The sequence below is a fragment of the bacterium genome (assembly GCA_037131655.1).
GTDB lineage: Bacteria > Armatimonadota > Fimbriimonadia > Fimbriimonadales > JBAXQP01 > JBAXQP01.
Genome location: JBAXQP010000104.1, coordinates 1 through 8764, shown reverse-complemented (window position 1 = coordinate 8764; position 8764 = coordinate 1). Strand labels below are relative to the sequence as shown.

Sequence of the window (8764 nt, the reverse complement as noted above, 5' to 3'; positions counted from 1 at the left end):
TAAGGCAAACTCTGGGATGATGTTTACAGTTAGACCACCCACTGGCGCTGCGCCATCTAGAGTGACTGTAGCGGTAACAGAACTGCCGCCCGCAACACTAGCGGGGCTGAGGACAAATGTATCCACAACCGGCGCCAACACTGTTATCGGCCTACTTGAAATAAGCGTACCAGCTGTTGCTGAAACGGTAACAACCGTATCAGTGGCAACGGCCAAAGTTGTTACCACAAAATTAGCTTCAGTTCCATTCTTCGGAATAGTAACAGAAGCAGGCACCACGACTGCCGGATTGTTACTAGCAAGTGTAATTGTAGTTGAATCAGCAGCAGGAGCTGTCAAGGTGACCTTTGCATTAAATGTGCCTCCGCCTTTAATTGGTGTCTCCCAAGTCGGATTACCCACTAAATCCAGACCACCTGGCTCATAGTAATAACCATTTAGGGTATCTAATGAGAACGATCCACCAGCCGTATTGACAATTACATCAACACGATCCGCTTCTCGCGGTGGCGCTGCGTTAATGACAATCATTTGACCCTGAGTTGCATCTGCGGGATCACCATAAATTGTGAAATCCGTAGGTGTCGTCAAAGTAGAACTTCCCCACGAAATGGTCGTTGCAGGGGTGATGCCTATTGGGAAGTTCCTTCCGAAGATCGTCACCTGGTTTCCACCAGTTGCAGGGCCAACGCCCTGCAGTTGAACTCCGACTCCCTTGTTCGGCGCAATCGCAAAAACTTGGGGGGTAGCATAGTAAGTGTAACTTAGTAAATTCGATGCAGCCCAATCGTTAATGACTTGCACCACAACGGTTTGATGCACTGCGACAGCAGGAACTATAACTTCTACAGAAGTTAAGCTTGAGTTCACAACTGTCACTACATTTCCGTCAAAAGTCACGACGACGTTTCCCGGAAATGGAAATCCAAGTTCAAGGCTGGATCCGCTGATGATAACATGGTTGCCACCGGCAATGTTCCCAGCATTAAAGTTCAGACTAGTAATAACTGGGGATTGTGCATTAGCGTTAATACTAACGCACAGCAAAGCAAGCGCCATTGTGGAAACCAGAAAAGCGAAAAGTTTAATTCGCATTCTTACTCCCTCCTATCTTTATTTCAGACAAACATAAGCCTTTGAAGCATAAATCATCAACTAGCAAGTTAAAGCAAGCTGACTTAATAGTGCTCAAAAGCGACTAAGGGACGAGTCGGAAAATGATGAAGGAGTAAGAAACGCAAAAAAACCCACTCATGGGTGAACTTAAAACGAGTTACGCTTCCTTGACGCATCATCTTATTATCCGTATCCCTTCCATACCTAGCAATCATACCACGCAAGTAATCATACCTGCTACATTCAAAAAATACTATTCACCGTCAACGGTAAAAAATCCTGCAAGAATTTAAAATATTTATTAAATTTATAATTTTCTAGTCACCATGCAATATCAAACCGTTCTCCCTCTTAGCTTTTCGCGGGGCTTGCTTCCAAGTAACGGCCTAATGAGCGGAAACGGTTGTAGCGATGGTCTCTTATTTCTTCGGGGGACATCTTACGTAATTGTTCATAGCTTTCCAAGATGGCTCTTTTAACCGAACTTGCTATGAAATTGTAATCACGATGAGCGCCGCCGAGGGGTTCGGGGATTATTTGATCGATAATTCCTAAATCCTTAGCGCTATCCGCGGTCAACTTGAGTGATTCGGCTGCTTCGGCGCTCTTGGTGGGATCACGCCATAAGATTGCTGCGCAGCCTTCAGGAGGGATTACCGAATAAACTGAATGCTCCAGCATGCAGATACGGTTTCCCGCAGCAATTCCAATCGCCCCGCCGCTTCCTCCTTCGCCGACAATCACAACAATAACGGGCACGGTTAGGCTAAACATGACCATCATGGACTCGGCGATCGCCTCGCTAATCCCGCGCTCTTCCGATTCCACTCCCGGATCTGCGGCAGGTGTATCGACAAGAGAGATAATAGGAAGTCGAAACTTTTCAGCCATGCTCATCAAGCGCATGGCTTTGCGATAGCCTTCAGGTTTACTCATGCCGAAGTTGCGCAACTGGCGTTCTTGAAGGTCTCGACCTTTCTGTTGGCCTAAAACCACTGCTCGCATATCCTCACAACGGGCGACCCCTGAAACGATGGCTTTATCGTCCCCAAATCTCCGATCGCCATGCAGTTCAACAAACTCATCGAAAATTAAACGAATATAATCAAGGCAGTAAGGTCGTTTTGGATGACGGGCAACTAAAGTTTTTTCCCAGGGCCCCCAGCGTACGACAATCTCTTGAAGCAGGCGATCCCTATCAGCTTCCAAGCGCTCAGCTTCTCTGGCCGCTCGCGCATTATTATCTTCAGCCGCTCGACGCTTGAGTTCGTCAATTCTTTCATCAAGAGCGGCGATTTCTTTTTCGAAATAATTGAAATCAAAGGCCATACAGTCAACCCCCCGCCAGAATATCGAGCAGTGTCATTAAAGTAGTGCGTATTTCACGTCTGGGTACGATACGGTCAATTTGTCCACGCTGATATTGAAACTCCGCAGTTCGGAAATTATCAGGAACCTTATTAACCTGAGCTTGTTTTGCAACTCGTTCTCCGGCAAACCCCACCTGAGCGCCCGGTTCTGAAAGAATAACATCTGCCAATGAAGCAAAGCTGGCCAACACGCCTGCCATAGTGGGATCGGTAAAAACAGCAATATAAAGACTACCTGCACGCTGCAACTTTTCAACAGCGGCTGTCGTCTTTGCCATCTGCATAAGCGCCGTCAAACCCTCATGCATTCGCGCTCCACCAGAAGCGCAGAAGATAACAACAGGTGTATTATTCACAGTGCCGCGTTCCATTAAACGCGTCACCTTCTCACCAACAACTGACCCCATGCTTCCGCCGATAAAGCCAAAATCGAACACGCCTATCAGCACATCCAGACCGCCAATTTTGCCTTTGCCGGTAATTAACGCCTCATCTAGGCCTGAAACGGTTTTGCCCTTTTCAATTTTCTCCTTATATTCAGGAAAATCCAAAAGGTCAAATGGCTGAAGATCATTATCAAGCTCTTTGAATGTGCCTGGATCAAGAGTAATCTCAATCCGCTGCCTTGCACTCAGCCGATGATGATGGCTGCAATGCGGGCACACGTGCATATTACGTTCAAATTCGCGCGCAAAAAGGATGCGCTTACATTTCCCGCAATGGATCCAATCCCCTTCCCCAGGGACAGGTTTATTATTCTCTACCTGATGGCCTCGTCTCACGCAAGCCTCCAGTTCAATTTTAGTTCAGTATCCTGTCTATTCAGCAACATCAGCCCCCAGCTTATATTACAGGATATACCTGCTCATATCAACATCATCCGCGATTCCTGCTAGTTTTCGCTTAACAAACTCAGGGTCAACAACGACCTTCTTATCCGGCAAGTTCGGTGCTTCGAAGAGCACATCCTCAAGCACTTTTTCCAATATAGTATACAAACGGCGCGCACCGATGTTCTCTGTTCGAGTATTCACATCCGCCGCTACGGCAGCGATATGCTTAATGGCATCATCCGTAATAATGAGTTCAACATCTTCTGTCGAAAGAAGTTGAATATACTGCTTAGTAAGTGCGTTCTGAGGTTCAGTCAAAATGCGCATCAAGTCGTTTTCTGTAAGGCTTTCAAGCTCAACGCGTATTGGAAGGCGTCCCTGAAGCTCAGGTATTAAATCGGATGGTTTTGAAGCATGAAACGCACCAGCGGCAATAAATAAGATGTAATCCGTACGCACTGGACCATATTTAGTGATGACGGTCGAACCTTCAATAATCGGCAAAAGGTCACGCTGAACGCCCTCGCGTGAAACATCCGGGCCATGCCCGCTTTCACGTCCTGCAATCTTATCAAGTTCATCAAGGAAAATGATCCCTGTTTGTTCAACACGCTCGATCGATTCCCTCGATATTTGTGAGGTGTCGATCATTTTGCGCGATTCTTCTTCAATTAGAATTCGACGAGCTTCTCCAAGGGTTACACGTCTTTCTGTACGCTGTTTAGGTAGGCCACCAAATACGTTTCCAGCATCCATCCCCATCTCTTCAACACCTTGAGGAGAGAATACTTGAAGAAACGGAATGTTCGATTCTTCGACCTCGATCGGCACAACTTCTTCATCACGAGCGCCGCTTAAAATCTGTTCTCTTACTTTGGCGCGGCGCAGACGACGACGCTCGGACGCATTCGGAACCTCTTCTTCAGAAGTTTCAGCCGAGCCACCATCAGCGCCTTCACTCCAGGGCATCCCTAACATCTGCCCAAACGTCTGCCTTAGCTGCTGCTCGAAAGGCTGCACTTTTTCCTTGCGAGCTCTTTTGGGCTTCACGAGAATATCTACTAGCCGATCAACCGCCCGTTCCTCGGCAAGAGGCCGAACCTCATCCATCTTCTCACGCTCAACCATGCGTACCGCAATGTTGAGGAGATCACGCACCATCGCATCGACATCGCGTCCAACATAGCCGACTTCAGTGAATTTTGTGGCTTCTACTTTAATAAAGGGGGCGCGGGACAACTGTGCCAATCGCCGAGCGATCTCTGTCTTGCCGACCCCTGTAGGGCCGATCATTAAAATGTTTTTGGGAATGATTTCATCCCTTTGCTCAACAGGCAGTCTTTGGCGGCGATAACGGTTCCGCATTGCAATCGCCACTGCGCGTTTAGCTTTATCTTGACCAATAATAAATCGTTCTAATTCGGTTACTATTTGTTTAGGAGTTAAGTCTTCAACTGGAATGTTCATGACAGTTGAAAATTATACCCAGCTTAATGGGTTGTTTGGCAGAGATAAATCGTGTAGAATTAGATGGCAGTCGCGGGTCGGCCAATTTATCATCTCTAAGGAGCCACTATTGAGCCAGTTGCCGTCTATTACAATCGCAGGTATTGTTCTTGCCGCCGGCAAAGGCACGCGCATGAAATCTGACCTTCCAAAAGTGCTGCACCCCCTATGCGGCGCCCCTCTTGCCCAATTCGTATTGAACGCACTTGCTATAGCAGGGGTTAAACGACCTGTCGTCGTTGTCGGTCATCGCGCAGATTTAGTGGAAGAAACTCTCGGCGAACGTAATGAATATGTTTTGCAGGAACCCCAACTCGGCACCGGTCATGCGGTTATGCAGGCTGCTCCTTTACTTAGTAACTTTACAGGACCAATTATTATCGCACCCGGCGATGCCCCACTTGTTACAGGGGATGTTTTATCTGAACTCGTCGAAACCCATATTAAAAGCAGCGCTTCGTGCACCCTTGCTACTTGTGTTGTTGATAATCCGTTTGGTTATGGGCGGGTTATACGTGATAAAGCAGGAGCGGTTATTAGAATCGTCGAGCAAAAAGATGCTACTGATGAGCAGAAGAAAATCAAGGAAATCAACACCTCTTTCTACTGCTTTGATGCCAAAGCATTGTTTGAAACCCTTCCTAAATTAACCAATAAGAATGCTCAATCAGAATATTACTTGACTGATGTTGTAGCAGCGCTTGCTTCTACAGGCCAAAAGGTTTGCGGATTCGAAGTTGCCGATTCGGAACTATTAATCGGCGTTAACTCCCGTTGGGAGCTTGCCCAAGCAGCCCAAGTGATGCGAACCCGTATTGCGAAGAAATTAGCAGAAGATGGGGTTACAATAATCGATCCTCAGACAACTTATATTGATTTTGGTGTTGAAGTAGGCATTGATACAATTATTCAACCAATGACAATTTTAGAAGGAAAAACCAAAATCGGTGGCGAATGTACTATAGGGCCTTTCTCTCGGATTATCGATTCGGTAATTGGCGATAGGGTTCGGTTTCAGAATTCGACAGCCAATGGCGCTTATATCGAAGATGAAGTGCGCGTAGGACCTTTTGCTAACTTGCGAAATGGAGCCGTATTGCGTACACGATCTTCAGTAGGTGACTTCGTCGAAATCAAAAATTCCGAATTAGGCCCCAAAGTAGCTGCAGGCCATTTGAGTTATATCGGCGATTCGTTCATCGGTGAAGGAACTAATATTGGCGCAGGGACAATCACCTGCAACTATGACGGCAAGCGAAAGCATCGCACTAAAATTGGCAAACGTGTTTTTATAGGTTCAAATACAACCTTAGTGGCTCCGGTTGAAGTGGGCGATGATGTTGTTATCGCTGCAGGATCAACCATTACGGATGATATTCCTGAGGAGTCCCTGGGTATCGCTAGAAGCAGGCAAATTATTAAGGAAGGATGGACAAAAAAATGGCACAACCAGGACTAGATGAGGTCTTGTCTCAATTGGAACAGGAGCGTGGTATGGAACAATTACGCATTTTTAGCGGTAATGCAAACTTAGCATTATCCGACCGAATAGCAAGCGAGCTGGATGTTACGCTTGGAAAAATGCTTTCATCAAAGTTTTCTGATGGCGAGATACGTGTTCAGGTGCTCGAGAGCGCACGTGGAAATGACGTATTCTTAATTCAGCCCACATGCGACCCAGTAAATGACAACATCATGGAACTGTGCATCATGCTCGATGCCTTCCGCCGAGCATCTGCGGGACGAATTACGGTGGTTATGCCCTATTATGGTTATGCCCGCCAGGACAAGAAGATCAAGCCTCGCGAACCTGTCACTGCCAGGCTTATCGCTGATTTCATTTCAAGCGCCGGCGCTAACCGTGTAGTCACCCTCGACCTTCACGCCGACCAAATTCAAGGATTCTTCGATCTTCCAGTCGATCACCTCTATGGCGGCCCAATCATAGGCGATTACTTAATCAAACATGGCTATCTTAATTCCGATATCGTTGTCGTATCGCCGGACGTTGCGGGTGTGCCCCGAGCGCGCGCATTGGCTGAAATCGTAAAAGCCCCTATCGCCATTATCGCCAAGCGCCGACCTGAACCTAACAAAGTCGACATTATGGAAATTATTGGCGACGTCTCAGGTAAGCGATGCGTGATGATTGATGACATCATCGATACCGGTGGTTCCGTTGTGCAAGGAGCCGAAGCCTTGATTAATCGCGGCGCCACTGAAGTCATAGCCGCCTGCACCCACGCCGTTTTCTCGGGAGAAGCGACCAGTCGGCTTAATAATTCACCTCTCAAACAGGTGATTGTGACCGATACAGTGCAATTAGGACCCGAAAAGATGTTTGAAAAGCTTACCATTCTATCAGTGGCCCCCTTGCTGGCCGAAGCGATCAAACGCATCCACAATGACCAATCCGTAAGCGCATTATTTGATAACTATAGATAGTAAGTAAAAAGCACACATCTCCATGGGAGAACCACGAATGCGGTTGTTGACACGTTCATCGAGTAAGACGGCCTCGCCGCTTAGCATTACAGGCACACTACGTATCGACCGACGAACTAAAAATTTGGTTAAACGCCTCAAACCCGGCGATATCGCGGTTATCCATCATGAAGATATTGATGCGCTGGCAGGCCGTGCTTTATTAGATGCTAAACCAGTTGCCGTAGTAAATGCCGCCCAATCCAGCCTTGGTCGCTATCCGAATACCGGCCCAATGATCCTCCTCGAAGCCGGAATACCACTTATTGAAGTTGTTGGCGAAGAATTTTTTAACTCCCTTAAAGAAGGCGACCTTCTGACAATTAATGGAGATTGCATCAAAAGCGGTAATTTAGAGTTTAAGGGTATGCGGATGACGATAGATATCGCCAAAGCAAAGCTCGTTGAAGGTCAGGAAAACATCGGAAGAGAACTTGCGGCCTTTGCTCAAAATACTCTCGAACATTTAAACACAGAATGCCGTCTCTTCTTCGAGCCTCTTGATATCCCTGGTCTAAAAACAAATATCAGAGGGAAACATGTAGTCGTGGTCACTCGTGGACCAGGATATGAACGAGACTTAAGAGCAATCCGTAACTATATTAAGGAAATCAAACCCGTCATCATCGCCGTCGATGGAGCGGCCGATTGCTTGCTTTCACAGGGAATTAAGCCAAACATCCTTATCGGTGACATGGACAGCGTCTCAAGTAATGCTTTGAAGGGCAAAGCGGATGTAATCGTCCATGGCTACATTGACCCAAACCGCATATCTCCCGGTGAAGAGCGATGTCGTTTAATGGAAATTGATGCCAAATTACTTCGCGGCCCAGGAACAAGTGAGGATTTGGCGATGCTGGTGGCCTATGAAATGGGAGCCGAGCTAATCGTTACAGTTGGCTCTCACTTCAGTCTAGAAGAATTTCTCGATAAAGGACGAGCGGGAATGTCGAGCACCTTTCTTACTCGCCTGAAAACCGGTTCCAAACTGGTTGATGCCAAAGGCGCCAGCAGACTTTATGTTAATAAATCTTCTATATGGGATTATGTATGGTTAGTTGCCGCAGCAGCGTTAATGGTCGGCATCGCTGCACTCTTAACACCATTAGGACAAACGATGATCGACGCGATTAGAACCTGGATGAGGCTTCAATTTAGATGAACGAACGTTATCATACAATTAGCTTAGTTGCTGTTTTCTTGGCGCTTGCCGCAGGGATGGTCATCGGGGCGCTGTTTCTGCAGTCCCCTGCCCTAAACACCACTCGCAGTCAATACAGCAAAGTGCTCGGTCGCGTTAATCAACTTACGACCGACTACAATAAGACACGCGAACAGCTTGATGAAACTCGAAGTCAGTTAAGTAATGTGGCATCAGCATTTGACCACCTTGTCGACAAGGTAGTCGCCGGCAGACTCAAAAATCGAAAAGTTGCCATTATTCAATATGGCGAA

Annotated in this window: 8 protein-coding genes; 4 read left to right on the top strand and 4 right to left on the bottom strand. The window is 47.0% G+C overall.

The window, feature by feature from the left end; genetic code table 11:
• From WCO51_06465 to hslU, 4 genes are all read right to left on the bottom strand, one after another.
• On the bottom strand, positions 1 to 1095 hold a 1095-nt coding region (locus tag WCO51_06465), incomplete at its 3' end, for an IPT/TIG domain-containing protein (GenBank protein MEI6512903.1).
• Positions 1096 to 1467: 372 nt separating this feature from the next.
• Positions 1468 to 2445 carry an acetyl-CoA carboxylase carboxyltransferase subunit alpha gene (locus tag WCO51_06460; GenBank protein ID MEI6512902.1) on the bottom strand — a complete coding sequence of 326 codons (978 nt, stop codon included), beginning with the start codon at positions 2443 to 2445 and terminating at the stop codon, positions 1468 to 1470.
• A gap of 4 nt (positions 2446 to 2449) precedes the next feature.
• Positions 2450 to 3268 carry an acetyl-CoA carboxylase, carboxyltransferase subunit beta gene (gene accD, locus WCO51_06455; protein ID MEI6512901.1) on the bottom strand — a complete coding sequence of 273 codons (819 nt, stop codon included), beginning with the start codon at positions 3266 to 3268 and terminating at the stop codon, positions 2450 to 2452.
• Positions 3269 to 3334: 66 nt separating this feature from the next.
• The gene (gene hslU / locus WCO51_06450; GenBank protein MEI6512900.1) at positions 3335 to 4786 is read right to left on the bottom strand and encodes an ATP-dependent protease ATPase subunit HslU; all 1452 of its coding nucleotides are present in this window, start codon (positions 4784 to 4786) and stop codon (positions 3335 to 3337) included.
• Positions 4787 to 4895: 109 nt separating this feature from the next.
• Here hslU and glmU point away from each other — a divergent pair, with 109 nt between their 5' ends.
• The 4 genes from glmU to WCO51_06430 all read left to right on the top strand — a co-directional run.
• Entirely contained in the window at positions 4896 to 6284 is a 1389-nt protein-coding gene (gene glmU / locus WCO51_06445; GenBank protein MEI6512899.1) for a bifunctional UDP-N-acetylglucosamine diphosphorylase/glucosamine-1-phosphate N-acetyltransferase GlmU, read from the top strand.
• The gene (locus tag WCO51_06440; GenBank protein MEI6512898.1) at positions 6266 to 7270 is read left to right on the top strand and encodes a ribose-phosphate pyrophosphokinase; all 1005 of its coding nucleotides are present in this window, start codon (positions 6266 to 6268) and stop codon (positions 7268 to 7270) included. Before glmU ends, WCO51_06440 begins: the two co-directional genes overlap by 19 nt.
• A 37-nt stretch (positions 7271 to 7307) precedes the next feature.
• Entirely contained in the window at positions 7308 to 8471 is a 1164-nt protein-coding gene (gene steA / locus WCO51_06435; protein ID MEI6512897.1) for a putative cytokinetic ring protein SteA, read from the top strand.
• Positions 8468 to 8764, top strand: a 297-nt coding sequence (locus WCO51_06430; GenBank protein MEI6512896.1) for a copper transporter, incomplete at its 3' end; no start/stop codon positions are given. The genes steA and WCO51_06430, both read left to right, overlap by 4 nt.

Bases quoted from the DNA above. Each gene is read 5' to 3' on its own strand.
- WCO51_06460 (MEI6512902.1), bottom strand. From the start codon at position 2,445: ATGGCCTTTGATTTCAATTATTTCGAAAAAGAAATCGCCGCTCTTGAT.
- hslU (MEI6512900.1), bottom strand. From the start codon at position 4,786: ATGAACATTCCAGTTGAAGACTTAACTCCTAAACAAATAGTAACCGAA.
- WCO51_06440 (MEI6512898.1), top strand. From the start codon at position 6,266: ATGGCACAACCAGGACTAGATGAGGTCTTGTCTCAATTGGAACAGGAG.
- steA (MEI6512897.1), top strand. From the start codon at position 7,308: ATGCGGTTGTTGACACGTTCATCGAGTAAGACGGCCTCGCCGCTTAGC.